The sequence below is a fragment of the Neisseria sicca VK64 genome, from assembly GCF_000260655.1.
GTDB lineage: Bacteria > Pseudomonadota > Gammaproteobacteria > Burkholderiales > Neisseriaceae > Neisseria > Neisseria sicca_B.
On sequence record NZ_AJMT01000174.1, the window covers coordinates 1 to 24,113 of the forward strand.

Sequence of the window (24,113 nt, forward strand, 5' to 3'; positions counted from 1 at the left end):
CGATCCGTCGGTCGTGTTCGACGACATCGTGCAGAACGAATACATCATCGCCCGTGCTGAAGACATTGCCTGCTATTACGATGATTTGATTGAATACACTCAATATTACAATCTGTTGGGCGAAGGTTCGCACAACGTCGGCGGCAAGCTCGTTACCGTGTCTTTGCGCGAGTTGAAGAAAAAGCTCTATCTCTGCCTGATGTGCGTGAATGTATTGGAAGCCATCCGCTTCTACGTTTCATTCGCCTGTTCATTCGCCTTTGCAGAGCGCGAATTGATGGAAGGCAACGCCAAAATCATCAAACTGATTGCCCGCGACGAAGCCCTGCACCTGACCAGCACCCAGCATATGCTCAACCTGATGCGCGCCGGTGCCGACGATCCTGAAATGGCGGAAATCGCTGTCGAATTGCAGGACGAATGTTTCAAACTCTTCAAAAAAGCAGCGGAGCAGGAAAAAGAATGGGCGGCCTATCTGTTTAAAGACGGTTCGATGATTGGTCTGAACAAGGAAATTCTGGCGCAATACGTCGAATACATCACCAACCTGCGTATGCAGGCGGTCGGACTGCCTGCCGGATTCGAAGGTGCTACCCAAAACCCGATTCCGTGGATTAACGCGTGGCTGTCGTCCGACAACGTACAGGTCGCGCCGCAGGAAGTGGAAATTTCTTCTTACTTAATCGGTCAAATTGATTCGGAAGTCAGCGCCGACGATTTGGGCGATTTCGAACTGTAATCAAACTCAGCGGTTTTTCCGCATTTTCATTATCAGGGGTCGTCTGAACAGGTGTGGAAACGAAATCAAAGATTTCGGTTACACTGTGCAGACGACCTTTCCCGCTTAAACAGATAATAATGGCACTTATCAGTACACACGACAAAACCTTCGAGCTGCAAGAGGGCGAAACCTTATTGGAGGGCTTGGAGCGCACCGGCCACGAGGTCGAATACCAGTGCCGCAGCGGCTATTGCGGTTCCTGCCGCGTCAAAATATTAGACGGCAGGGTGTCTTACGACGGTTTCCCGCTGGCCTTTGTCGCGCCCGGAGAGATTCTGCCGTGTTGCTGTCGGGTTCACGAGGACATTAAGGTCGATTGCCGCGGGCGGGTGAGCGAACCGGATTTGTTCGATGTCGGTTTGTTTGATGAGCGGGATTGAGTCGATTGAAATCCAATTGTATTATTTTCAGTTCTTTGTTTTAATCATAGGCTCTTCAAATTTAGGTGTAATCATATGAATGTCGTTAAGAGTTTATTAGTTTCAGTTTTATTCTTGAGCTCAGGTTTGCTTGCTGCTCAAAGTCATCATTCCCAATGGAAAAAAGTTTATGAAAGGGATTTGACGGATTTTGAATTGAGTCCGGAAGGAAGCGGGTTGGTATTGTTTGCCCAACCGCAAGGACTTTGCAGGATGGATGTTGATTTTTATGGGGAAACGGGAAAGGATAAATATCAGTATGAATTTACCCGAGGCCGTTTGACAGCAGGTTGGCATCAAGAATACCGCTATACCGCTGCATCGTTGTCGGAAGTAACTAAAGATAAAATAAAATTGGTGCGGAATGAGAAGCTGAATCCTGCTTCAGGCGCGGTAAAGAAAGAATTTCAGGATATTTATCAATATGTTCCTAATAAGGTTTTAAAAAAATATTGTTTTTGAGGCAGCATAGCGAACAACAAGAGGTCGTCTGAAAACTTTTCAGACGACCTCTTGCTTTATTTACCCCATTGTTTAATGCAGATGCTCGTAAATGGTCTCCGCCAATGCCTTGCTGATGCCTTCGACTTGTTCCAAATCTTCTTTGCTGGCGGCGACGACGCCGCGCAGGCCGCCGAAGCGGGTAAGCAGGGCTTGGCGGCGTTTGCTGCCTACGCCGGGGATGTCGCTGAGGGACGAGGTAACGCGGGCTTTGTCGCGTTTTTTGCGGTGGCCGGTGATGGCGAAGCGGTGGGATTCGTCGCGCACGGTTTGCAGGAGGTGCAGGGCAGGGCTGTTGGGCGGCAGGCGGAAGGTTTCGCCGGTGAACGGGAGGATGAGTTCTTCCATGCCGGCTTTGCGTTCGGGGCCTTTGGCGATGCCGACCAAGGGGATGTGCAGCCCGAGTTCTTCCCATACGGACACGGCGATGCCGATTTGTCCTTTGCCGCCGTCAATCAATACGACATCCGGCCATTTGACGGCCTCGCCGTTGGCTTCGGCTTCCTGCATTTTGCCGTAGCGGCGGGTGAGGACTTCGCGCATGGCGGCGTAGTCGTCGCCGGGTTTGGCGGTGGTGATGTTGTAGCGGCGGTATTGCGAGGGTTGGATGTCTTGTTCGTCGTACACGACGCAGGAGGCGATGGTGGCTTCGCCTTGGGTGTGGCTGATGTCGAAGCATTCGAGGCGGTTGAGGTCGTCTGAATTCATGTTCAGGATTTTTGCCAACTCGTCGATGCGGTGTTGCTGGCTGCTTTGTTGCAGGCGGAGTTGGGCTATTGCCATCTGTGCGTTTTGTTCCGCCATTTTCAGCCAGACTTTGCGTTCGCCTATGGTTTTGGTTACGAACTGCATTTGTTTGGCGTGTTCGCCCTCCAATGCTTCTTTCAATGCAGTAGGGACGGGGAAGTTGCTGATGATGATGTCGGGTTTGCTTTTGCCCAGATAGTGTTGGGCGACGAAGGCTTCGGCGTAGTCTTGTCCGTTTGGTTCGGGGTCGTTTTTGGTGTCGGGGAAGAAGCTTTTGTCGCCGACGTGCCGCCCACCGCGTATGCTGACCCAGTGTACGCAGACAAGCCCGTCTGAAACGGCAAGCGCAAGCAGGTCGATATCGTTGGGGTTGTTGGGGTTTTTGCTGTCGATGAACTGGTTGCTCTGCATGATGCCGAGCGCTTGGATTTGGTCGCGGTAGCGGGCGGCTTCTTCAAATTGCAGGTTGGCGGCGGCGGTCTGCATTTTGTGTTGCAGGGTGCGGGTCAGTTCGTCGGTTTTGCCGTTGAGGAAGGTGGCGGCTTGGCGCACGCTGTCTCGGTAGTCTTCTTCGCTGATGTGTCCGACGCAGGGCGCGGTGCAGCGTTTGATTTGGTACAGCAGGCAAGGGCGGTCGCGGTGTTCGAACACGCTGTCTTCGCAGGTGCGCAGCATGAAGACTTTTTGCAGGACTTGGATGCTGTCGCGCACGGCGTTGCTGTTGGGATAGGGGCCGAAGTATTGGTTCGGCTTTTTCAGCGTGCCGCGGTAATACGCCATCTGCGGATATTGATGTCCGCTGAGCATGAGGTAGGGATAGCTTTTGTCGTCGCGGAAAAGGATATTGTATTTGGGCGACAGGGCTTTGATGAAGTTGTTTTCGAGAATCAGCGCTTCGGCTTCGGAACGGGTGATGGTGGTTTCGATGTGGTGAACCTGTTTCACCATCAAGGCGATGCGCGGGGAATGGTCGTTTTTTTGGAAATAGCCAGACACGCGCCGCTTGAGGTTGACTGCTTTGCCGACGTATAAGACGCTGCCGCCTTCGTCGAAAAAACGGTACACGCCGGGCAGGTTGGGCAGGTTTTTGAGGAAGAGAGGGATGTCGAAGTCCGTGGTCATGGGGCGGATGGTAGTGGGCAGGTTTTCAGACGACCCGATTATAAATCAGAACGCTTGGGATAATGGAACATAAGCAGCTGGTTCATGAGGATGGAAAAGTACCAAATATGGACTAATTTGTACCGTCTAAGCTACCCAAAAGACAAATCGGTCAAAAAATGCTATTCTTATCGCTTTCAACCTATCTGTTTGTAGCAATGAAAAAGTATCTTATTTCGACCGTAGCCGTAGCCATCGCCGCGGGCCTCGGTGCGCCTTACTACTTCGGCATCAAAGCAGAAGAAACCCTGACTGCACAACAAAAGCTGTTGCAGGAATCAGGTTTTCTAACCGTAGAATCCCACCAATATGATCGGGGCTGGTTCGGTGCGACCGAAACTACGGTCATACGCCTGAAACCGACATTGCTTCAAAATACCCAGCAATATCTGCCCGATAATCTGAAAACCGTCTTGCAAGAGCCGATTACGGTTGTGAACCATATCAGTCATGGCCCGTTTGCCGGCGGTTTCGGTACTCAGGCTCATGTGGAAACAGAGTTCAAATACCATCCGGAAACCGAAAAAGTATTGTCTCGCTTCTTTGGCCAACAAGCTCCTTTGTCCATGAGCAATACGATTTATTTCGGCGGAAGCGGCAAGCTTCAACTCAGCGTTCCGGCTTTCGACTATGAAGAGTTGTCCGGCATCAAGCTCAGCTGGAAAGGCTTGAGCGGCAACACCGATTACGAAAAAGATTTCCAAAGCTACCGTCATGATTATACCGCTCCGTCTTTGCAGCTCAAGCTGGCGGACAAGGGCGATGTTTCGATGGAAAACCTACATTTTCAATCTGAAACTTCAGACGGACTCAACAAGCTTTCTTTGGGCAAAAGCAGCATTACTTTGGATAAATTCCTGCTGCAATGGAAAGAAAATATTGATTACAACGTCAAGCTGAACGAGCTGATCAACCTTGTGACCAATCTGCAGATCGGAGCATTTGTCAATCCGACCGGCAGTATCGCGCCTTCCAAAATCGAAGTCAGCAAACTGAAATTTGATACCAATACCAACGAAGTTGATAAGTTTATCAATAGCGAAGGACGGTTCCAATTTGAAGAGCTGGTTTATGGCGAAGATAAATATGGTCCGTTGGATATCAATGTGGCAGCAGAGCATTTGGACGGCAAAGGTTTGCAGGCTTTAAAATCCAAGCTTGCCGAAGTCGCCAATAAGAAAATGAGCGAGGAAGAGATCCAAAACGCCTTGCTCCAAACCGCCAAAAACGAAGCTTCGGGTTTATTCACCAATGATCCGGTGCTGAATGTCAAGACATTCAAATTCATCATGCCGCAAGGTCAAGTGGATGTCAGCGGTAAACTAGCCTTTAAAGGCTTGGTGGCAAAAGATTTGAACAGCCTCAGCGAAATGTTGAAAAAAACCCATGCCGATTTCAATGTGAGCGTTCCGAAAAAACTGTTGGAGCAGATGGCAATCAACCAAGCGCGCAGCCTGTTTAGCGTCAATGCCGAGGATGAAGAAGCCGGACGCGCAGGAATTGAGGACATCAATGAAACGCTGCGTCTGATGGTGGACAGCACTGTGAAAAGTATGGCGCAGGAGCAATACCTGACTTTGGAAGAAAACAACATCAAAACCCATCTGACCCTGCAAAACAACGAATTGAAATTGAATGGCAAGGTGTTGCAAAACGAGCCTGAGCCTGATTTTGACGAGCAGGACATGTTGCCGGAAAACCTGTCTTCATCTGAAGCAGGCAAGTAAACGGCAATAGACAAAAGGTCGTCTGAAACCGGATTTGAAGTTTGAATCCGATTTCAGACGACCTTTTTGATTGGTTTGATGGAAGCCATGTTGAGTTGCAGGCAAAAAAAATCGCCCCTTTAATTTTAAGGGGCGCAAAAGGAACACAAACCACTACCAAAACTGTTACAGGGCGAACTCTTCTAATTGACGTTGATGGGTTGCCGGATAAAGTGCCTTCATCAAATCATAGGGTGAAAGCGACAAATCTTTGCTTTTGGTCGTCAAACGACCCTGCTGCGGTGTCAGTTCAAGCAAACGGGCATCAGACGCATGAATAAACTTCTCTTTTGCCTTCTGCATTTTGTGTTGTAAAACGGAAACGACGCGGCTGTACAAACTGTCTTTTTGTTTGACCTCCCGAGTGCTGGCGACCCAGCTTAAACGGGAATGACTGTCTTCATCTTCAATCAGGAGGATGCCGGTTTGCGGCTGCTCCGATTTACCCATGCAGGGAAGCCAAACATAATAACGACCATCGAGCGTAACATATACGGCATCATGTACTTCGCAATCATCGCAACACTGGGTTGCCAAAAGAGAGCGGATGGTATGTTGGTGCAGTCTCAGAATGTCGAGAGAGACTTGCTGGAAAATATTTTCAGGCATTTTCTTCTCCTTTCGTTCTGTGGCGCGTTGATTTCGTTTCGATGGAATGCATTATACGGATAATTTCAAAATTTGCAAATGATAATTGTTATTATTATGAGAATAGGTAATAAGATAATGATTTTTATGGAAATTAATTTTTTGAAATTGATAAATCTTGAGTGATTTACTCGGAATTTAGAGAAAATGAGCCTTAGCGGGAATGTAAAGATCAATACGTCTGAAAAATTGTCAGCAAAATCTCTTGTCGGGGCAGTATTCATGTCCTAAGAAATATTGTATTCAAATACATAGGCCCTGAGCTTTACCGACTATACATTTGTAGCAGCCTTGCGTATGATTCAAGGCATTTTATCAATGAACGCTATACAGAATATTCCTATGAGCAAACGCCAGATTATCCTTGATACCGAAACCACGGGCCTTTATGCCGAAGGCGGTGACCGCTTGGTCGAGTTTGCCGGTCTGGAAATGATCAATCGCCAAATAACCGGCAACAACCTTCATTTATACGTTCATCCCGAGCGCGACATGCCTGAAGAAGCGGCGAAGGTGCACGGCTTGACCATTGAGGTTTTGGAAGAGAAAAACGCGCCGCCGTTTGCCGAAGTAGGGCGGCAGATTGCCGATTTTATACGCGATGCCGAGCTGATTATTCACAACGCCAAGTTTGACGTCGGCTTCTTGAATATGGAATTCCGCCGTATGGGACTGCCTTCCATCGAGGAGCTTGGCTGTACCATAACCGACACGCTGGCGATGGCGCGGGAAATGTTCCCAGGGCAGAAAGCTAGTTTGGATGCTTTGTGCAACCGCCTTTCTGTCGACCGCAGCAAGCGCGTGCTGCACGGCGCATTGATTGACTGCGAGCTTTTGGGTGAGGTTTATCTCGCCATGACGCGCCAGCAGTTTGATTTAATGGGCGGCGAAAAAGAAGAAGACGAGGAAGTCAAACCGGTCATTATTGCCGAAACCAAGCGTCCGGCTCATTTGAAGGTTATCAAAGCCAACGCAGAGGAACTCGCCGCACACGAACAATATCTGGACGGTTTGGGCGAAGCCTGTCTGTGGCGCAAAGCCGAAACAGCCGGAGCCGAAGCATGACGCGCCGCAATATCGCCCTGATTCCGGCCGCCGGTATCGGAGCGCGCTTTGGGGCGGGAAAGCCCAAGCAATACGTTGAAATCAACGGCAAAACCGTGTTGCAGCATACGATAGACATTTTTGAAAACCATCCTGTCATTGATTTGATTGCCGTTATCGTATCGTCCGAAGACCAAACGTTTCAGACGACCCCTTCCAGTAAAACACACGTATTTCGTGTAGGCGGAGCAAGCCGTGCCGAAACGGTGCGCAACGGCGTATCCGCATTGCTGGCGCAAGGCTTGGCGGCGGAGCAGGACAACATTCTCGTTCACGATGCCGCCCGTTGCTGCCTGCCGCCTGAGGCGTTGACCCGTCTGATTGAAGAAGCTGGCGGGCAAGAACAGGGCGGTATTTTGGCAATACCCGTTGCCGATACGCTCAAACGCGCTGACGGTAAAAACCATATCGGCGAAACCGTTTCCCGCGCCGGATTATGGCAGGCGCAAACCCCGCAGCTTTTTCAGACGGCCTTATTGCACCGTGCTTTGTCGGCAGAGGATTTGAGCGATATTACAGACGAAGCGTCGGCAGTGGAAAAGCTGGGTGTGCAGCCGCTGCTGGTGCAGGGCGATACGCGCAATTTGAAGCTGACGCTGCCGCAGGATGAATTGATTGTAAGGCTGTTGTTACAGGTCGTCTGAAACCCGTTTTTCAGACGACCTGACATTGAAAAAAGGACAAAACATGAATATCCGCATCGGACAAGGCTACGATGTCCACCAACTCGTCGAAGGCCGCGATTTGATTCTCGGCGGCGTAAAGATCCCGTTTGAAAAAGGCCTGCTCGGTCATTCCGATGCCGACGCGCTGTTGCACGCGATTACTGACGCTTTACTTGGCGCGGCGGGTCTGGGCGACATCGGCAGCCATTTTCCCGATACCGCTGCCGAGTTCAAAGATGCCGACAGCCGCGTATTGCTGCGCGAAGCGTATCAAAGCGTGCAGGCTCTAGGTTGGCGCGTTGTGAACGTGGACACGACCATCATCGCACAAAAGCCCAAACTCGCGCCGCACATTCCCGCCATGTGCGCCAACATTGCCGCCGATTTGGGCATTCAGACGGCCTGTGTCAATATCAAAGGCAAAACCAACGAAAAACTCGGCTATCTGGGGCGCATGGAAGCCATCGAGGCACAGGCGGCGGTGTTGCTGGAAAAAGCGTAAGCAGGCAAGCACAAATGGCATGAAAATGTTAACATATGCCCATCAACCGACATCCCATTAAGGAGAACTCATGGCTACTCAAGACGAATTGAAGCGCATTGCCGCCGAGAAAGCGGTGGAATTCGTACCCGAAAACGAATACATCGGTATCGGCTCCGGCTCGACCGTCAATATGTTTATCGAAGCGTTGGGCAAAAGCGGCAAAAAAATCAAAGGCGCGGTTTCGACTTCTAAAAAGTCCAGCGAACTGATGGCGAAATACGACATCCCCGAAGTATCGCTGAATGATGTGATGGGGCTGGCTGTCTATGTTGACGGTGCGGACGAAGTGAACCATATGCTGCAAATGATTAAAGGCGGCGGCGGCGCGCATTTAAACGAAAAAGTTGTCGCCAGCGCGTCCGACAAATTCATCTGTATTGCCGACGAGAGCAAATATGTTTCGCGTTTGGGTAAATTCCCGCTGCCCGTAGAAGTTTTGCCCGGCGCGCGTTCGCTGGTGTCACGCAAACTTTTGGCAATGGGCGGACAGCCTGAATTACGCCTGAACTACACCACCTTCCACGGCAACCAAATCATTGATGTCTATGACTTGCATATCGACCGTCCGCTGACTATGGAAGACGAAATTAACCGCATCACCGGCGTTCTCGAAAACGGCATCTTCGCCCGCAACGCCGCGGATGTGTTGATTTTGGGTACAGAACAGGGCGTCAAAGTCATCAAACCCGGACAAAACTAAGCATCCATTAAGAAAAAGGTCGTCTGAAAAGCAGAAAATGGCTTTTCAGACGACCTTTGTTTTATTTTTGAAGGCTTATTCGATGTTTTGAACCTGCTCGCGCATTTGCTCGATCAAAACTTTCAGTTCGACCGAAGCCTGCGTGCATTCCGCCGCGATCGCTTTGCTGCCCAACGTGTTCGCTTCGCGGTTCAATTCCTGCATCAGGAAGTCCAAGCGTTTGCCCGCGCTGCCTTTGTTTTCCGTAACGATGCGGCGGACTTCGGCGATGTGCGTGCGCAGGCGGCTGAATTCTTCGTCAACATCGGATTTTTGGATAAACAGCGCAAATTCCTGTTGCAAACGGTCGTTGTCGATATTGCCGACTGCTTCCGCCAAACGCGCGTTCACCTTGTCCATATGCGCCTGAAGCAGGCTCGGGAACAGCTCGCTCAAGGCATCCACGATTTCTTCCATGCTGGACAAACGTTGCAACAGATGTTCGCCGAGTTTTTTGCCTTCGCGTTTGCGGGCGGCGGCAAACTCTTTCAACGCTTCGTCCAACAGCTCTTGCACGGTTTTCGCCAAAGCTTCGGGGTCTTCGCTTTGACCTGCCAATACCCCAGGAAAGCGCAACACTTCAGCGACTGTCAGCTTGCCGAAACCGTGTTCCTTGCGCCAAGTTTTGTTCAAATCGGCCAACTGTTTTACCAATTCTTCATTGGTTTCCAAACTCTGCCCGCCGACTGCCGCGTCCTGCAACTGAATACGGCATTCCAGTTTGCCGCGTGTGGCCGAAGCCGCAATTTTCTCGCGCAACGCGCCTTCCAGATAACGCAATTCTTCAGGCATACGGAATTGGACATCCAGATAACGGTGGTTCACCGCGCGGATTTCCAAGTTCACGCGCTTGCCGCCGCATTCTCCTGCGGCATTGGCAAAGCCGGTCATACTGTGGATATGGATGGATTGAGTCATGGTTTTACTCCGTTTCAAAATACGAGTGAAAGTGGAGGGACTATATCATATCTGGACTTTGATGACTGCAAGTATGGTGGATGGGGATGAGAAGGGTAAAAGACAGCTGCAAGAAACCTGTTTGATGTTTATACAAAAAGGTCGTCTGAAAACCCGTATTTCAAGTTTTCAGACGACCTTTAATCCATCCGTATCAAGTTATTTTCCGGCTTTCACGCCCTGCCATTGGCGGACCATGAATTTCAAAATGGTGGGCTGGATAGGGACCATGATGAAGCTGTTTTTCAAATCTTCGTCGCTCGGGAAAATGGTGCGGTCGTCCCTGAACTCGGCTTCCATCAATTCGCGTGCGGGTTTGCTGGAAGGGGCGTAGGTGACGAAATTGCCGTTTTTCGCGGCGACTTCGGGGTCGAGGAAGTCGTTGATGTATTTGTGGGCGTTGGCGACGTTTTTCGCATCTTTCGGGATAACGAAGGAGTCCACCCAAATCCCCACGCCTTCTTTGGGCATCATGACGCGGATTTTTTCTTTGCCGCCCGCTTCTTCGGCACGCCGTCTGGCGATGTTCAAGTCGCCGCCGAAGCCGATGGTGACGCAAGTGTCGCCGCGCGCCAAGTCGTCGATGAAACCGGACGAGGTAAAGCGTTTGATGTTGGGACGGTTTTTCTTGAGCAGCTCGGTTGCCGCCTTGATGTCTTCGGTATCGTTGCTGTTGGGGTTTTTACCCATGTAGTTCAACACCATAGGATAAATTTCCGCCGCGCTGTCCAAGTAGCTGATGCCGCATTGTTTGAGCTTGGATGTGTATTCGGGGTTGAACACCAGATCCCATTGGTTGTCCGGCAGTTTGTCCGTGCCCAAGGCTTTTTTCACGCGCTCGGTATTGATGGCGAAGGTGTTGGTTCCCCAATAAAACGGAACGGCGTATTCGTGGCTCGGATCGACGCCTTCCATCAGTTTCATCAGTTCGGGATTGAGGTTTTTATAGTTGGGAATCAGGGACTTGTCGATTTTTTGATAAGCCCCAGCCTTAATCTGCCTGCCGACGAAGGTATTGGACGGGCCAACGATGTCGTAGCCCGATTTTCCGGTCAATACTTTACTTTCCAGCGTCTCATCGCTGTCGTACACGTCGTAAGTTACCTTGATACCGTTTTTCTTTTCAAAATCGGCGACGGTTTCGGGATCGACGTATTCCGACCAGTTGTAAATCCTCAATACATTTTGGTTTCCCGCCTGACCCGCTTTGTCGGAGGTGTTTTTATCCGAACCTCCGCAGGCGGCGAGCATGACGGCGGTCAGGGCGATGAGTGGCAGATGTTTGGTCATTATCATTCCTTGCATATCGGGTGGAAGGGAAAGTAAGAGATTATAAATCAGGCACGCACTATCTGATAGCAATTTCCATTGGGGCGATAGTCGGAAGGTCGTCTGAAAGTCCCTGATTCAATAGCTAGAAACAAGGTTTTGCGGTAATATAGCACCCATTTTCTTTTCACAATTACATACGGCCGGGAAGGTCGTCTGAAACCTTTTTAGTAGAGACATCGAAATATCATGAAAACCTCCGAACTACGCCAAAAATTCCTAAAATTCTTCGAATCCAAAGGCCACACCATCGTCCGCTCTTCCTCGCTCGTGCCGCACGACGACCCGACGCTGCTGTTTACCAACGCCGGCATGAACCAGTTTAAAGACGTTTTCCTCGGCTTCGACAAACGCCCATACAACCGCGCCACCACCGCGCAAAAATGCGTACGCGCCGGCGGCAAACACAACGATTTGGAAAACGTCGGCTACACCGCCCGCCACCACACCTTCTTTGAAATGATGGGCAACTTTTCCTTCGGCGACTACTTCAAACGCGACGCGATCCACTTCGCTTGGGAATTCCTCACTTCCCCCGAATGGCTGAACATCCCCAAAGACAAACTCCTGGCGACCGTATATGCCGAAGACGACGAAGCCTACAACATCTGGCTGAACGAAATCGGTATGCCTGCCGAGCGCATCGTCCGCATCGGCGACAACAAAGGCGCGAAATACGCGTCTGACAACTTCTGGCAGATGGGCGACACCGGCCCATGCGGTCCGTGTTCCGAAATTTTCTACGACCACGGCGAAGAAATTTGGGGCGGCATTCCCGGCAGCCCTGAAGAAGACGGCGACCGCTGGATTGAAATTTGGAACTGCGTGTTCATGCAGTTCAACCGCGACGAGCAAGGCAACATGAACCCGCTGCCCAAGCCGTCCGTCGATACCGGCATGGGCTTGGAGCGCATGGCGGCAGTAATGCAGCACGTCCACAGCAACTACGAAATCGACCTGTTCCAAGACCTGCTCAAAGCCGTTGCCCGCGAAACCGGCGCGCCGTTCAGCATGGACGAGCCGAGCCTGAAAGTGATTGCCGACCACATCCGCTCCTGCTCCTTCCTGATTGCCGACGGCGTGATGCCGTCCAACGAAGGTCGTGGCTATGTACTGCGCCGCATCATCCGCCGCGCCGTTCGCCACGGTTACAAACTCGGTCAGAAACAGGCGTTTTTCTACAAACTCGTGCCTGATTTGGTCAAAGCGATGGGTGACGCATATCCTGAGTTGAAAGAAAAACAAGCCCAAATCGAAGAAGCCCTGAAAAACGAAGAAAGCCGCTTCGCTCAAACTTTGGAAACCGGCATGGCTTTGCTGGAAAACGCCTTGACTAAAGGCAGCAACAAACTGGACGGCGAAATCATCTTCAAACTCTACGATACTTACGGCTTCCCATACGATTTGACCGCCGACATCTGCCGTGAACGCAATATCGACTTGGACGAAGAAGGCTTTAACCGCGAAATGGAAGCCCAGCGCGCCCGCGCCCGCGCCGCGCAAAACTTCAAAGCCAATGCGCAACTGGACTACACAGGCGCGGACACCGAGTTCACAGGCTACGAAAAACGCAGCCAAGAAACCAAAATCATCGCCTTATACAAAGGCAGCGAAGCCGTGGACGAACTCCAAGCAGGCGAAGCAGGCGTAGTCGTTTTGGAACAAACCCCGTTCTACGCCGAAAGCGGCGGCCAAGTCGGCGACATAGGCTTTATCTTCGCAGGCGAAAACCGCTTCCGCGTCGAAGACACGCAGAAAATCAAAGCCGCCGTACACGGACAATTCGGCGCAGTCGTATCAGGTCGTCTGAAAGTGGGCGATGCCGTATCTGCCGAAATCGACAATGACATCCGCGACAGCATCATGCGCAACCACAGCGTTACCCACCTGATGCACAAAGCCCTGCGCGATGTTTTGGGCACACACGTCGAACAAAAAGGCAGCCTGCAAAACGCCGAGCTGACCCGATTCGACATCTCCCACCCGCAAGGCATCAGTGCGGAAGAAATCGCCGAAGTCGAACGCCGCGTCAACGCCGCGATTATCGCCAACGTGCCCGTCAAAGTAGAAACCATGTCCATTGAAGACGCGCAAAAATCCGGTGCCATGATGCTCTTCGGCGAAAAATACGGCGACTTCGTCCGCGTCATCACCATGGGCGACTACTCCACCGAACTGTGCGGCGGCACCCACGTCGCCCGCACCGGCGACATCGGCTTCTTCAAAATCATCAGCGAAGGCGGCATCGCCGCAGGCATCCGCCGTGTAGAAGCCATCACCGGCCTTGCCGCGCTGGCATGGGCGCAAAACCAAGAAAGCCTGATGAAAAACATCATCGCCGAAGTCAAAGCCCAAACCGAAAAAGACGTACTCGCCAAAATCCAAGCCAACGCCGCCAACGCCAAAGCCTTGGAAAAAGAGTTGGCGAAAGCCAAAGCCGAACTCGCCGTCCACGCAGGCGCAAAACTCTTGGACAACGCCAAAGACTTGGGCGCAGCCAAACTCGTCGCCGCCCAAATCGAAGCCGACGCAGCCGCCCTGCGCGAAATCGTTACCGATTTAACCGGCAAATCCGACAACGCCGTGATTCTTTTGGCAGCAGTGAACGACGGCAAAGTCTCCCTGTGCGCCGGCGTATCCAAAGCCCTGACAGGAAAGGTGAAAGCCGGCGATTTGGTCAAATTTGCAGCCGAACAAGTCGGCGGCAAAGGCGGCGGCCGACCGGATTTGGCACAGGCTGGGGGGACGGATGCTTCCCAAGTCGGCACGATGCTGGATTCGGCAGAAGGCTGGGTTAGAGAGAAGCTGTAATTAGAAAAGTGCAGGCTGCCTGAAAGTGGGTTTCAGGTAGCCTAAAACTCATATTGAATATTGCTGTCTGATTATTCAGCCGCTTTAAAATAAGGATTGAGCATGGGCGTTAAACGCATTGTGGCCAATATAAACGCAACCCAACCCGCCGCAGCAAAGGCTTTCTACCATGACTTGCTTGGACTGGAATTGCTGATGGATCATGGGTGGATACAGACCTACGGACAGGATACGACTATGTCTGTGCAGGTCAGTTTTGCCAGTGAAGGCGGTTCTGGCATGCCTGTGCCTGATTTGTCTATTGAGGTGGATAATCTGGACGAATTATTAGAGCGGATGCAGCATGCTGGTTTCACGCCTGAATATGGGCCGACTACTGAACCTTGGGGCGTGCGCCGCTTTTTTGTGCGCGATCCGTTTGGGCGATTGGTGAATATTTTGCAGCATGAATAAGCCAACCGAGTGCGTGGCTACGCCACACACCCTACCTGCGGGCGATGCAAACCTTAAGATTAAGGTGTAGGGTGTGTGCGGTACGCACGCACGCGGTTTTGTCGTTACCGAATGATTCCAAACCATGCCGTAATCCAGTCGGCAGCAAACGCAGCTTGGGTCATGATCCAACGAAATCCCCATATTACCCGTAATCTCAAAGCTGCCTGAGAAATAATTTTCAGACGGCCTTTCTATCGAAAGCAGCCTGCACTTTCAAAAATCGAAGTGCAGGCTGCTTTTCACGATGATTGGAAAAAACGCGCAATATTTTTATACTGTACATCATGCAGCAGGCCGTACCTGATCCCCTGCTAACTTATTGACTGAACGAACAGGAATAACATGCAGAGCCTCCCTTCAGAAAAACCGACAGCCGGTTATTCGCATCCGTGGCAATACTTTCTGCTGGTGTACGCTTTGAGCGCGCCGTTTTGGCTGCTGTCTTTGTTTCTTAAACACAGTCCTCTGCCTGATAATCTACCGCTGACCGACATCGGCGCGGCACTCACCCCGACGGTTGCCGCCGCGTTGTTGCGTTACCGCGAGGGCGGAATGGCGGCGGTGCGCAGCCTGTTTGGGCGTGTGTTTGATTACGGGCGGATAAAGCATTTTGCCTATTTTTGGACGGCAATACTGATTTTTCCCCTGCTTTATCTGCTGACTTATGTCGCGATACGCCAAACAGGACAAATCATACCCGCCTTATCCGTATCGTTTGCGCCGCTTGCCGGTGCGTTCGTCATGTTCTTTATCGCGGCAGTTGCCGAGGAATTGGGCTATGCCGCCTACGCTACGGAAAGTCTGCAACGGCGTTTTACCCCGCTCGTTACGGCACTGATTATCGGGGTGCCGTGGGCATTGTGGCATTTGCCGTCCATGATTGCCGTGGGGCAGTCTGCCGAACTGATCGCATGGGGGCTGGCAGGGACGGTTGCCGTGAGGATTATCTATGTATGGCTGTATAACGGCAGCGGCGGTTCGGTATTTGTATTGATTGCGTGCCACACGGTTGCCAATACCGCGCGTACAGGCTTTCCGGGCGGACGGGCGGCATATGAAAACGGAGACGGTATGATTCCATACGGAATCATCATCATTGCGGCGGCAATTGTGATGGTTTTTTGGCGTAAGGCGATGTGTTCATTTAATGGCAAGCAAACGGAGCTTGGGTCATGTACCCAATGGGACTGAATATCAAAGGTCGTCTGAAATCTATTTTCAGACGACCTCTTTCTATAAAAAGCAGCCTGCATGTTCAAAAATCGAAGTGCAGGCTGCTTTTTGTGATGATTGGAAAAAACGCGCACTATTTTTATACTGTATATTGTGCAGGCACAATGCAAAACAACATTACCCAAAGGAATCCTTATGTTTAAAACGCTCAAAAGCATTTGGCAGGGACTCACGCAAAAAGGCAAAATCTTCCCGCATCAACTTGCATTCACTCTGCTGATTCCTTTGCGCAACTGGGCACTTTCGCCGCAACAAATCGTGCAACGGCTGCACCTTGCGCCGCACCACAGCATTTTAGAAGTGGGCTGCGGGGCGGGTTATTTCAGCCCGACACTGGCGCAGTCAGTTCCGCAAGGACGATTGGTGGTAGCGGATATACAGCCGGAAATGTTGGCTTATACCGAAAAACGTTTGCGTCGTCGGCATATCGAAAACGTCGATTATTATCTGTGCGACGGCACGCATTTTGATTTTCCCGATCAATCGTTTGACCGCATTGTGCTGATTACCGTGTTGGGCGAAGTCGCCAACCAAGCCGAATATTTGGCAGAGTTCCGCAGGCTGCTTCGTCCCGACGGGCTGCTGTCGGTTTCCGAAACGGCAGGCGACCCCGATAAACCGAGCCGCGCCGAATTACGCGCTTTAATGCGGCAAAACGGGTTTAAGACAGCGGATGAATATGGCAGCGAACGCAATTTCACTTTGAATTTCAAAGCGTGGAGTAATCTGTTTCTTGGTCAGTAGCTTGCATGGTTTTTCTTTTCTGTAAATTGAAAGTAAAGGTCGTCTGAAAGCTATTTTCAGACGACCTTTACTCTGTATTTTAAGAATCCCGCTTGCCTTATGGGGACGGCTTGTAGGTAAAAATAGATATTTATTACTTTATGAACTATATCTAAAGTTAGTTTGTATATATTTCTTATAATAGTTGAATTATTTAATGTATAAATAATAAGTAATAAAAAACGGACTCTGAATAACCAGAATCCGTTTTTTACCAAATGCATTGTATTATTTGGCTTCTTCTTTAGCTGCTTCAGCAGCATCTTTTGCTTCTTCTTTAGCATCGGCAGCTGCTTCTTTAGCGTCTTCTGCTGCTTCTTTAGCTTCTTCTGCTTTATCTTCAGGAGATGCAGCCGGAGCGTTGCCTTTCAACGCATCCAACGATGTTTTACAAGTAGCATCACGTTGGTCAGCAGGCAAGTTTTTCAAAGCTTCTTTGGTTTGTTCGAATGATTTTTGCATCATATCTTTTGTAGCTGCATCGACGTTTTTAGTAGCGTCAGCAAAAGCTTTTTCATATTCATCACAAACAGCAGAAGAACCACCACCACATGCGGACAAGGTCAGAGCGGCCAACAAAGTTGCCAATAAAGCTGATTTTTTCATGAGTCTCTCTTTTTGAATCTTGGTTAAAAAAGAAATTGTATGTTAAACCATTCCTGTGGAGTGTCAAGCATAGTCATTTTATTTCCCTGACTTAAATCATGGGATTAGGCGAAATTAGGACGGTTTGGAAGAAAAAAGTTAAGTAATGAATACCGTGACTAAGGAATATTTTTTTATGGATAGGGAAGCTAATTCCCTTCTATTTTAAAGGGTTAATTCATTTTTGCTGTTGTTTGAATTAATGTGGCATAGAGGGTTTAGACCATGTATATTTAACTTAGTAAAATAACTTCAAAATCGGTTAAATCACGGTAATTCAAGCTGTTTTCGGATGGGTGTAATTAAATTTTATATGTCATATTAAATGTATTTTGAATATAGACAATTTAGTTAATTATTTTTGAGGAGTAAGGGTAATTAAACTATATTGAATTATCTATAAACTATAGCATTAGTAAGATAACTTGCCATATAGTTATGCTGTTTGTTTTTTATTTGTTGTCTTCCTTTATTGACTAAAAAGCTCAGGCAGTCTGAAAGACATTTTTCAGACTGCCTGAGCTTTTTGTTTACTGCTACTTATCTTGCTGCCACGCCCGATATGAACGAATGGTTAAAAACAGGCAGACAATCTATACAACGCCTAGAAAGCCCCCCCCGCGCCTGCTACGCCGAACTCGTTAAATAGCCAGGCGACTGAACGACCTTTCCGATAAGCTGTTCGGCATCAACCAAGTGTACCTTACCGTCTTGCGTAAGATACTAGCTCAATGCGAGCAATACGATGAGCGTAAGCGGGTTTTGCAGCGGTTTTCGCAGATTGGCGTTCATGTTTTTTTACACAATCCCTTTTTTCTCCAGATAGCTTTCGTAATCGCCCAGATAGTGTTCATAGCCGCCCTTGCCGTCCAGCTCGATAATTTGGGTGGCGAGTGAAGAGACGAACTGGCGGTCGTGCGATACGAAAATCAGCGTGCCGTTGTATTTCTCCAGCGCCATGTTCAGCGATTCGATGCTTTCCATGTCCATGTGGTTGGTCGGTTCGTCCATAATCAGCACATTGGGTTTCAGCAGCAGGAGTTTGCCGTAGAGCATACGGCCTTTTTCGCCGCCGGAGAGGACCTGCACTTTTTTCACCACGTCGTTGCTGCCGAAGAGCAAACGTCCCAAAGTGCCGCGGATGACTTGTTCGTCGTCGCCTTCCTGCCCCCATTGGCGCATCCATTCGCTCAGGTTCATATCGACATCGAAGTCGTTTTCATGGTCTTGCGGATAATAGCCGACGTTGGCTTTTTCCGCCCATTTGATGGTGCCTGCATCGGGGGTGAGGCCGTCTGAATATTCGGGGTTGAACGCGCCGGCAAGGAGTTTCAGCAGGGTGGATTTACCCGCGCCGTTGGGGCCGATGATGGCGAGGCGCTGGCCGGCTTCGAGGATGAAGCTCAGGTTTTTGAACAACTGGGTTTCAAAGCGTTTGGCCAGATTTTCGACTTCCACCGCCTGACGGTGCAGCTTGGCTTTTTCATCGGCTTCAAAGCGGATATACGGGTTTTGGCGGGTGGAAGGCTTGACTTCGACCATCTCGGCTTTGATTTTGTCTGCCTGTTTCAGACGGCTGGTTGCTTGGCGGGCTTTGGATTTGTTGGCGGAGAAGCGGGCGACGAACTCTTGCAGCTCTTGCAGTTTCTCCTTTGCCTTGGCGTTGTCTTTCAGGGCGCGTTCGCGCGATTGGGCAGAGGCGAGCATGTAGTCGTCGTAGTTGCCCGGGTAGATGGTGATGGTGTTGTAGTCCAAATCCGCCATGTGGGTGCAGACTTCGTTTAAAAAGTGACGGTCGTGCGAGATGATAATCATGGTGGAGTCGTATTGGTTCAACACGCCTTCCAGCCAGCGGATAGTGTTGATGTCCAAGTTGTTGGTCGGCTCGTCAAGCAAGAGAACATCAGGTTTGGAGAACAGGGCTTGCGCCAGCAATACGCGCAGCTTGAAGCCCGGGGCGACTTCCGCCATGGTCGCATTGTGCAAATCTTCGGAAATGCCCACGCCGCTCAACAGCTCGGCGGCGCGCGCTTCGGCGGTATAGCCGTCGTACTCGGCGAACTTGGCTTCCAGTTCGGCGGCTTTCATGTAGTCGTCTTCGGTGGCTTCGGGGTTGGCGTAAATCGCATCACGTTCGGTCATCGCCGCCCACATTTCGGTGTGCCCCATCATCACCACGTCCAGCACGCGCATGTCTTCGTAGGCAAACTGGTCTTGGCGCAGCTTACCCAAGCGTACGCCGTTTTCAATCGCCACTTCACCCGCAGTCTGTTCCAAATCGCCGCCGAGGATTTTCATGAAGGTGGATTTGCCCGAACCGTTCGCGCCGATCAAGCCGTAGCGGTTGCCTTCGCCGAACTTGACGGATACGTTTTCAAACAGCGGCTTCGCGCCGAACTGCATGGTAATGCCGTTGGTAGAAATCATTATTGGTAAAACCTTTATAAATATAGATAAACAGGGTGTTATAATCGCCGGCGATTGTAGCATATTTTGTATAGGTCGTCTGAAACGGGGGCGGAGGAAATGGAAACCGAAAAAATCTATTACGCCGTGATTATTCTGTTGTGCGCCGCATCCATGCTGCTCAGTCCGTTTTTCTACATCCGCCGCACACGTTCGGGCGCAGAATTGCGCCACGCACCTCGGCAATGGAAGCCGATTATTATTGCCAATTTAGTGATGATCATTGCTTTGGTGGTGTGGTGGATATGGTTTTAATGATTTGATGAAAGGTATAAGAATGAATAAATTGATTTTAAGCACATTACTGCTCGCATTTTCCGCCACTACGACGGCATCGCCCGTATTTGAATGTATCGATAAATCGGGGCGTAAAACCTATACGCAGACCGGCGGCAAAAACTGCAAACCGGGCAATATCGGCAGACCTTCGGTCTATACCTCCGCCGCACCGTCCGCACACTCGGCATCAGCAAACGCTGCTTCAGGAAACGTTCCTTCCGAACAAATGCCGTCTCCACCGGCCGGCGCAATGTCCGGTTCATCTTCGGCGCAAAACGAATTGGCTCAGGCACAGAAAAATCTGGAAGAGGGCAAACAAGTCCGTTATGGCAATGAGCGAAACTACGCCCGCTATCAAGAACGGATTAAAGGTTTGGAGAATCAAGTGAAAGCCGCGCAGGAACGGGTTAATGCGGCAAACAGTATGGGCGGTGAAGGTGAGATGATGCCCGAGCAGTGATGGTTGCAAAGATAGCAATAAAAGGTCGTCTGAAAACCGGTCAGGCAATTCTATTTTGCCTAAACCGAGTTTTCAGACGACCTTTTCGGTTTACCTGTCTTGATCGTATATTCCAGCGCTTTATAAGGTTTTAATGTGCTTGAAATATAACCGTTTTCAGGATGGCGGACGTAATCGAGATAATCCTGCATGGCAGGTGAGAAGCCTTCCACATCATCCACGGCGATGACCGCGCGGTCGGCAAGATTAGGTTCAAGCAGCTTGAATACGGGGAATACCAAATCCGGCCAGCCGTCGAGTAAGACGAAATCGGGGCAGATGTCTAAGCTTTTTAAGGTTTCCAGCGCATCGCCTTCTCGAAGCTCGATATAGTCTGCCAAACCGGCTTCTTGAAAATGTTTTCTCGCTGCTGCGGCTTTGTGCGGCAGATATTCGCAAGTGATGACGCGCCCGCCGTTGCGCTTGGCGGCTGCGGCAAGATACAGCGTCGAAATGCCGTAGGAAGTCCCGAATTCGACAATGTTTTTTGCTCCCGATGCCAAAGCCTGCATATACAAAAACTTGCCTTGTTGCGGTGCGATGGGGATGTATTTGTCTTCGTAAAAACTTTCGTTTTCCCCCGTCCAATCCAGTCCTTTGCCCAACAGCTTGAAAATCTTGGGCAGAAAATGAAAAAACATCTGCCTGTTTTGCTTTAAGGCTTGGGTGTAGAGCCGCAGCAAAACGGATTCGGCTTGAGGTGCTTGCAGAAAAGCGAACATTTTGGGTGTCAGCTTGGGCATGGGCTTTCTCCTGTTCAGTTCAAATCCTCTATATTGTCCATCTTGCCACAGCTTCGCTTTTCAGACGACCCCTGCATCCAAACTCCGCTATAATGGCGGCTTTCCCATTATTTCATTCAAAAGACGGTCTTATCATGAAACACATCCACATTATCGGTATCGGCGGCACGTTTATGGGCGGGGTGGCCGCCATTGCCAAAGAAGCGGGGTTTAAAGTCAGCGGTTGCGACGCGAAGATGTATCCGCCGATGAGCACCCAGCTCGAAGCCTTGGGCATAGACATACACGAAGGCTTCGATGCCGCGCAGTTGGACGAATTTAAAGCCGACGTTTACGTGATCGGTAATGTCGCCAAGCGCGGGATGGATGTGGTTGAAGCGATTTTGAACCGCGGTCTGCCTTATATTTCCGGCCCGCAATGGCTGTCGGAAAACGTGTTGCATCATCATTGGGTACTCGGCGTGGCGGGGACGCACGGCAAAACGACCACCGCGTCCATGCTCGCATGGGTCTTGGAATATGCCGGACTCGCGCCGGGCTTCCTCATCGGCGGCGTACCGGAAAACTTCAGCGTTTCCGCCCGTCTGCCGCAAACGCCGCGCCAAGACCCGAACAGCAAATCGCCGTTTTTCGTCATCGAAGCCGACGAATACGACACCGCCTTTTTCGACAAACGCTCCAAATTCGTGCATTACCGTCCGCGTACCGCCGTGTTGAACAATCTGGAATTCGACCACGCCGACATCTTCGCCGACTTGGGCGCGATACAGACCCAGTTCCATCACCTCGTGCGCACCGTGCCGTCCGAAGGCTTAATCGTCTGCAACGGGCAGCAGCAAAGCCTGCAAGACACTTTGGACAAAGGCTGCTGGACGCCGGTGGAAAAATTCGGCACCGAACACGGCTGGCAGGTCGGCGAAGTCAATGCCGACGGCTCGTTCGACGTGTTGCTTGACGGCAAAAAAGCCGGACACGTCGCATGGGATTTGATGGGCGGACACAACCGCATGAACGCGCTCGCCGTCATCGCTGCCGCGCGCCATGCCGGAGTCGATATTCAGACGGCCTGCGAAGCCTTGAGCGCGTTTAAAAACGTCAAACGCCGCATGGAAATCAAAGGAACGGTAAACGGCATCACCGTTTACGACGACTTCGCCCACCACCCGACCGCCATCGAAACCACCATCGAAGGCCTGCGCCAGCGCGTCGGAAACGCACGCATCCTCGCCGTCCTTGAGCCGCGTTCCAACACCATGAAACTCGGCACCATGAAAGCCGCCCTGCCCGAAAGCCTAAAAGGTGCCGACCAAGTGTTCTGCTACGCCGGCGGTGTGGACTGGAACGTCGCCGAAGCCCTCGCACCTTTGGGCGGCAAGCTGCACGTCGGCAAAGACTTCGATGCCTTCGTCGCCGAAATCGTGAAAAATGCCGAAGCAGGCGACCATATTTTGGTGATGAGCAACGGCGGTTTCGGCGGGATACACGGGAAGCTGCTGGAAGCGTTGAAATAAGGTTGGTTGAAATTTTGGAATGATTGAGGTCGTCTGAAAACCGGAGTTTGGTTTTCAGACGACCTTTTTGTTGTGAAGGCTTGGATGTGATGGTTGGGTATGACCCAAACTAGGCTCACCGATGGAGGTATTCCTTATATATACAGTTAATCCCTTGTTCGATAATAGGAATCAAATGATTTATATTTTTATGAGAGCGGATAAATAGTGGATTTTCCCAATCGTAATTTTTAATGACGTAGACTTTAAATACCTCGTTTTTTCTAGGATTCGGATACCATCCAACATCTAAAATGTATTTCTCATCAAAGAAAGATACTTGTAATAGATCTTCTTCAAATTGAAGTTGATCAATTGCTTCATGAGGGGCGTTTTTAAATAACCAAAATAAATTTTCATAAGTAATGATACCGTCCCTAAAATTAATCAGATGTTCCATTTTGTTTAGTCCCTACATTTCTTCTTACGATTTAATGCTTATGTGCAAATAGTGTCAGATATTCCATATCATTACCATATATGATATCGTGATGAAATTCTGATATTTTGATTATGTTGGAATTGTGATTGGAGAAAATTTGCACGTGGATAAGCTGTCAAAATTAAAGATTAAATATACAATTTTTATATCGATATTTTTTGTCATTTTGTACAAAGGGGCTGAGTTTTATACCTATACAGTCGATAATGTGCCTTCATATTTTATGGACTGGGAAAGGAATATTCCTTTTTTGCCCATATTTATGTTGCCTTATATGACGTCTCAGGTTTTCTTCTTAGTCACTATATTTTTGGAAAAGAACGAAAGCAATTTGAAATTGCTGATAAAGAGGGCAGCCTTTTTAATTGCGGTTCCTACTGCTTTATTTGTCATATTTCCAATGAAATTTTATTTTCCCAAACCCGAAGTCGATAACCAAATTTTAAAATCTTTCTTTTATATATTGGGCAAAATAGACAGTAGTTTTAACCAATGTCCGTCATTGCATGTGAGTTTTGCTTTTCTTTCGGCTGAGGTTTATTGCAGAGAAGTCAAATCTAAATTCTTAAAATCATTTTTTGGTATATGGGGATTTTTACTCGCCATTTCAGTCTTGTTTGTCTATCAACACCATTTTATTGATTTTGTGGGGGGAACTTTGATATTTTTAATTACTTGTATCATCTTTCCAAGAAAAAAGGCTGTTTAAGCGTTTTGTTACCGAATGATGGAAAGTCCTACAACAACCGCAGAACCATAGCCCAAACATATAGTGGATTAAAATAAAAATGAGACAAGGCGGCAAC

The 24,113-nt window shown here is 49.8% G+C and carries 24 protein-coding genes; 16 read left to right on the top strand and 8 right to left on the bottom strand.

Features of this window, described 5'->3' with window-relative positions:
- The 3 genes from nrdB to HMPREF1051_RS09825 all read left to right on the top strand — a co-directional run.
- The coding region (gene nrdB / locus HMPREF1051_RS09815) for a class Ia ribonucleoside-diphosphate reductase subunit beta (RefSeq protein ID WP_003768040.1) at nucleotides 1–739 on the top strand (739 nt) is incomplete at its 5' end.
- 119 nt (nucleotides 740–858) lie between these two features.
- Nucleotides 859–1,161, top strand: a complete 303-nt coding sequence (gene yfaE / locus HMPREF1051_RS09820) for a class I ribonucleotide reductase maintenance protein YfaE (RefSeq protein ID WP_003768016.1) — start codon at nucleotides 859–861, stop codon at nucleotides 1,159–1,161.
- 75 nt (nucleotides 1,162–1,236) lie between these two features.
- Nucleotides 1,237–1,662: a hypothetical protein gene (locus HMPREF1051_RS09825; protein WP_036492875.1), complete on the top strand. Its 426-nt coding sequence runs from the start codon at nucleotides 1,237–1,239 to the stop codon at nucleotides 1,660–1,662.
- 72 nt (nucleotides 1,663–1,734) lie between these two features.
- Here the strand turns inward: HMPREF1051_RS09825 and uvrC are convergent, their stop codons facing one another.
- Complete coding sequence (gene uvrC / locus HMPREF1051_RS09830; RefSeq protein ID WP_003768005.1) at nucleotides 1,735–3,570, bottom strand: excinuclease ABC subunit UvrC; 1,836 nt, start codon at nucleotides 3,568–3,570, stop codon at nucleotides 1,735–1,737.
- A gap of 197 nt (nucleotides 3,571–3,767) precedes the next feature.
- Between uvrC and HMPREF1051_RS09835 the strand changes: the two genes are divergently transcribed.
- Nucleotides 3,768–5,336 carry a YdgA family protein gene (locus tag HMPREF1051_RS09835; protein WP_036492892.1) on the top strand — a complete coding sequence of 523 codons (1,569 nt, stop codon included), beginning with the start codon at nucleotides 3,768–3,770 and terminating at the stop codon, nucleotides 5,334–5,336.
- A 165-nt stretch (nucleotides 5,337–5,501) separates the two neighbouring features.
- Here HMPREF1051_RS09835 and HMPREF1051_RS09840 read toward each other — a convergent pair whose 3' ends face one another.
- The gene (locus HMPREF1051_RS09840; protein WP_003768026.1) at nucleotides 5,502–5,984 is read right to left on the bottom strand and encodes a hypothetical protein; all 483 of its coding nucleotides are present in this window, start codon (nucleotides 5,982–5,984) and stop codon (nucleotides 5,502–5,504) included.
- Between the two features lie 381 nt (nucleotides 5,985–6,365).
- Between HMPREF1051_RS09840 and dnaQ the strand changes: the two genes are divergently transcribed.
- The 4 genes from dnaQ to rpiA all read left to right on the top strand — a co-directional run bounded on the left by dnaQ (nucleotide 6,366) and on the right by rpiA (nucleotide 9,036).
- Entirely contained in the window at nucleotides 6,366–7,088 is a 723-nt protein-coding gene (gene dnaQ / locus HMPREF1051_RS09845) for a DNA polymerase III subunit epsilon (protein WP_036492878.1), read from the top strand.
- Nucleotides 7,085–7,771, top strand: a complete 687-nt coding sequence (gene ispD / locus HMPREF1051_RS09850; RefSeq protein WP_003768044.1) for a 2-C-methyl-D-erythritol 4-phosphate cytidylyltransferase — start codon at nucleotides 7,085–7,087, stop codon at nucleotides 7,769–7,771. Before dnaQ ends, ispD begins: the two co-directional genes overlap by 4 nt.
- 43 nt (nucleotides 7,772–7,814) lie before the next feature.
- A complete protein-coding gene (ispF, locus tag HMPREF1051_RS09855) occupies nucleotides 7,815–8,294 on the top strand; it encodes a 2-C-methyl-D-erythritol 2,4-cyclodiphosphate synthase (protein WP_036492881.1) in 480 nt (159 codons plus the stop codon).
- A 70-nt stretch (nucleotides 8,295–8,364) separates the two neighbouring features.
- Nucleotides 8,365–9,036, top strand: coding sequence for a ribose-5-phosphate isomerase RpiA (rpiA, locus tag HMPREF1051_RS09860; RefSeq protein WP_003768007.1), 672 nt, complete (start codon nucleotides 8,365–8,367; stop codon nucleotides 9,034–9,036).
- Nucleotides 9,037–9,111: 75 nt separating this feature from the next.
- On the opposite strand, the gene HMPREF1051_RS09865 is transcribed toward rpiA, so the two are convergent.
- Both HMPREF1051_RS09865 and HMPREF1051_RS09870 read right to left on the bottom strand, forming a co-directional pair.
- A complete protein-coding gene (locus HMPREF1051_RS09865; RefSeq protein ID WP_003768028.1) occupies nucleotides 9,112–9,993 on the bottom strand; it encodes a YicC/YloC family endoribonuclease in 882 nt (293 codons plus the stop codon).
- 198 nt (nucleotides 9,994–10,191) lie between these two features.
- Nucleotides 10,192–11,322, bottom strand: coding sequence for a polyamine ABC transporter substrate-binding protein (locus HMPREF1051_RS09870; protein ID WP_003768034.1), 1,131 nt, complete (start codon nucleotides 11,320–11,322; stop codon nucleotides 10,192–10,194).
- Between the two features lie 228 nt (nucleotides 11,323–11,550).
- Here HMPREF1051_RS09870 and alaS point away from each other — a divergent pair, with 228 nt between their 5' ends.
- The 4 genes from alaS to HMPREF1051_RS09890 all read left to right on the top strand — a co-directional run bounded on the left by alaS (nucleotide 11,551) and on the right by HMPREF1051_RS09890 (nucleotide 16,644).
- A complete protein-coding gene (alaS, locus tag HMPREF1051_RS09875; protein WP_003768025.1) occupies nucleotides 11,551–14,172 on the top strand; it encodes an alanine--tRNA ligase in 2,622 nt (873 codons plus the stop codon).
- Between the two features lie 102 nt (nucleotides 14,173–14,274).
- A complete protein-coding gene (locus tag HMPREF1051_RS09880) occupies nucleotides 14,275–14,625 on the top strand; it encodes a VOC family protein (RefSeq protein ID WP_036492886.1) in 351 nt (116 codons plus the stop codon).
- A gap of 384 nt (nucleotides 14,626–15,009) precedes the next feature.
- Nucleotides 15,010–15,858 carry a CPBP family intramembrane glutamic endopeptidase gene (locus HMPREF1051_RS09885; RefSeq protein WP_003768002.1) on the top strand — a complete coding sequence of 283 codons (849 nt, stop codon included), beginning with the start codon at nucleotides 15,010–15,012 and terminating at the stop codon, nucleotides 15,856–15,858.
- Between the two features lie 177 nt (nucleotides 15,859–16,035).
- Nucleotides 16,036–16,644: a class I SAM-dependent methyltransferase gene (locus HMPREF1051_RS09890; protein ID WP_003768014.1), complete on the top strand. Its 609-nt coding sequence runs from the start codon at nucleotides 16,036–16,038 to the stop codon at nucleotides 16,642–16,644.
- A 267-nt stretch (nucleotides 16,645–16,911) separates the two neighbouring features.
- On the opposite strand, the gene HMPREF1051_RS09895 is transcribed toward HMPREF1051_RS09890, so the two are convergent.
- Nucleotides 16,912–17,289: a DUF5339 family protein gene (locus HMPREF1051_RS09895; RefSeq protein WP_003768017.1), complete on the bottom strand. Its 378-nt coding sequence runs from the start codon at nucleotides 17,287–17,289 to the stop codon at nucleotides 16,912–16,914.
- Between the two features lie 837 nt (nucleotides 17,290–18,126).
- The gene (locus HMPREF1051_RS09900; RefSeq protein ID WP_003768011.1) at nucleotides 18,127–19,755 is read right to left on the bottom strand and encodes an ABC-F family ATPase; all 1,629 of its coding nucleotides are present in this window, start codon (nucleotides 19,753–19,755) and stop codon (nucleotides 18,127–18,129) included.
- Between the two features lie 99 nt (nucleotides 19,756–19,854).
- Between HMPREF1051_RS09900 and HMPREF1051_RS09905 the strand changes: the two genes are divergently transcribed.
- Both HMPREF1051_RS09905 and HMPREF1051_RS09910 read left to right on the top strand, forming a co-directional pair.
- A complete protein-coding gene (locus HMPREF1051_RS09905; RefSeq protein WP_003742028.1) occupies nucleotides 19,855–20,049 on the top strand; it encodes a hypothetical protein in 195 nt (64 codons plus the stop codon).
- A gap of 22 nt (nucleotides 20,050–20,071) precedes the next feature.
- Nucleotides 20,072–20,533 carry a DUF4124 domain-containing protein gene (locus HMPREF1051_RS09910; protein WP_003768023.1) on the top strand — a complete coding sequence of 154 codons (462 nt, stop codon included), beginning with the start codon at nucleotides 20,072–20,074 and terminating at the stop codon, nucleotides 20,531–20,533.
- A gap of 59 nt (nucleotides 20,534–20,592) precedes the next feature.
- Here HMPREF1051_RS09910 and HMPREF1051_RS09915 read toward each other — a convergent pair whose 3' ends face one another.
- The gene (locus HMPREF1051_RS09915; RefSeq protein ID WP_003768019.1) at nucleotides 20,593–21,315 is read right to left on the bottom strand and encodes an O-methyltransferase; all 723 of its coding nucleotides are present in this window, start codon (nucleotides 21,313–21,315) and stop codon (nucleotides 20,593–20,595) included.
- Between the two features lie 134 nt (nucleotides 21,316–21,449).
- On the opposite strand from HMPREF1051_RS09915, the gene mpl reads away from it, so the two are divergent.
- Complete coding sequence (mpl, locus tag HMPREF1051_RS09920; protein ID WP_003768038.1) at nucleotides 21,450–22,826, top strand: UDP-N-acetylmuramate:L-alanyl-gamma-D-glutamyl-meso-diaminopimelate ligase; 1,377 nt, start codon at nucleotides 21,450–21,452, stop codon at nucleotides 22,824–22,826.
- Nucleotides 22,827–22,941: 115 nt separating this feature from the next.
- On the opposite strand, the gene HMPREF1051_RS09925 is transcribed toward mpl, so the two are convergent.
- Nucleotides 22,942–23,265 (bottom strand): hypothetical protein, encoded by a 324-nt coding sequence (locus tag HMPREF1051_RS09925; RefSeq protein WP_003767999.1) that lies wholly within the window; start codon nucleotides 23,263–23,265, stop codon nucleotides 22,942–22,944.
- A 145-nt stretch (nucleotides 23,266–23,410) separates the two neighbouring features.
- Here HMPREF1051_RS09925 and HMPREF1051_RS09930 point away from each other — a divergent pair, with 145 nt between their 5' ends.
- Nucleotides 23,411–24,016: a phosphatase PAP2 family protein gene (locus HMPREF1051_RS09930; RefSeq protein ID WP_003767997.1), complete on the top strand. Its 606-nt coding sequence runs from the start codon at nucleotides 23,411–23,413 to the stop codon at nucleotides 24,014–24,016.
- Nucleotides 24,017–24,113 lie beyond the last annotated feature (97 nt).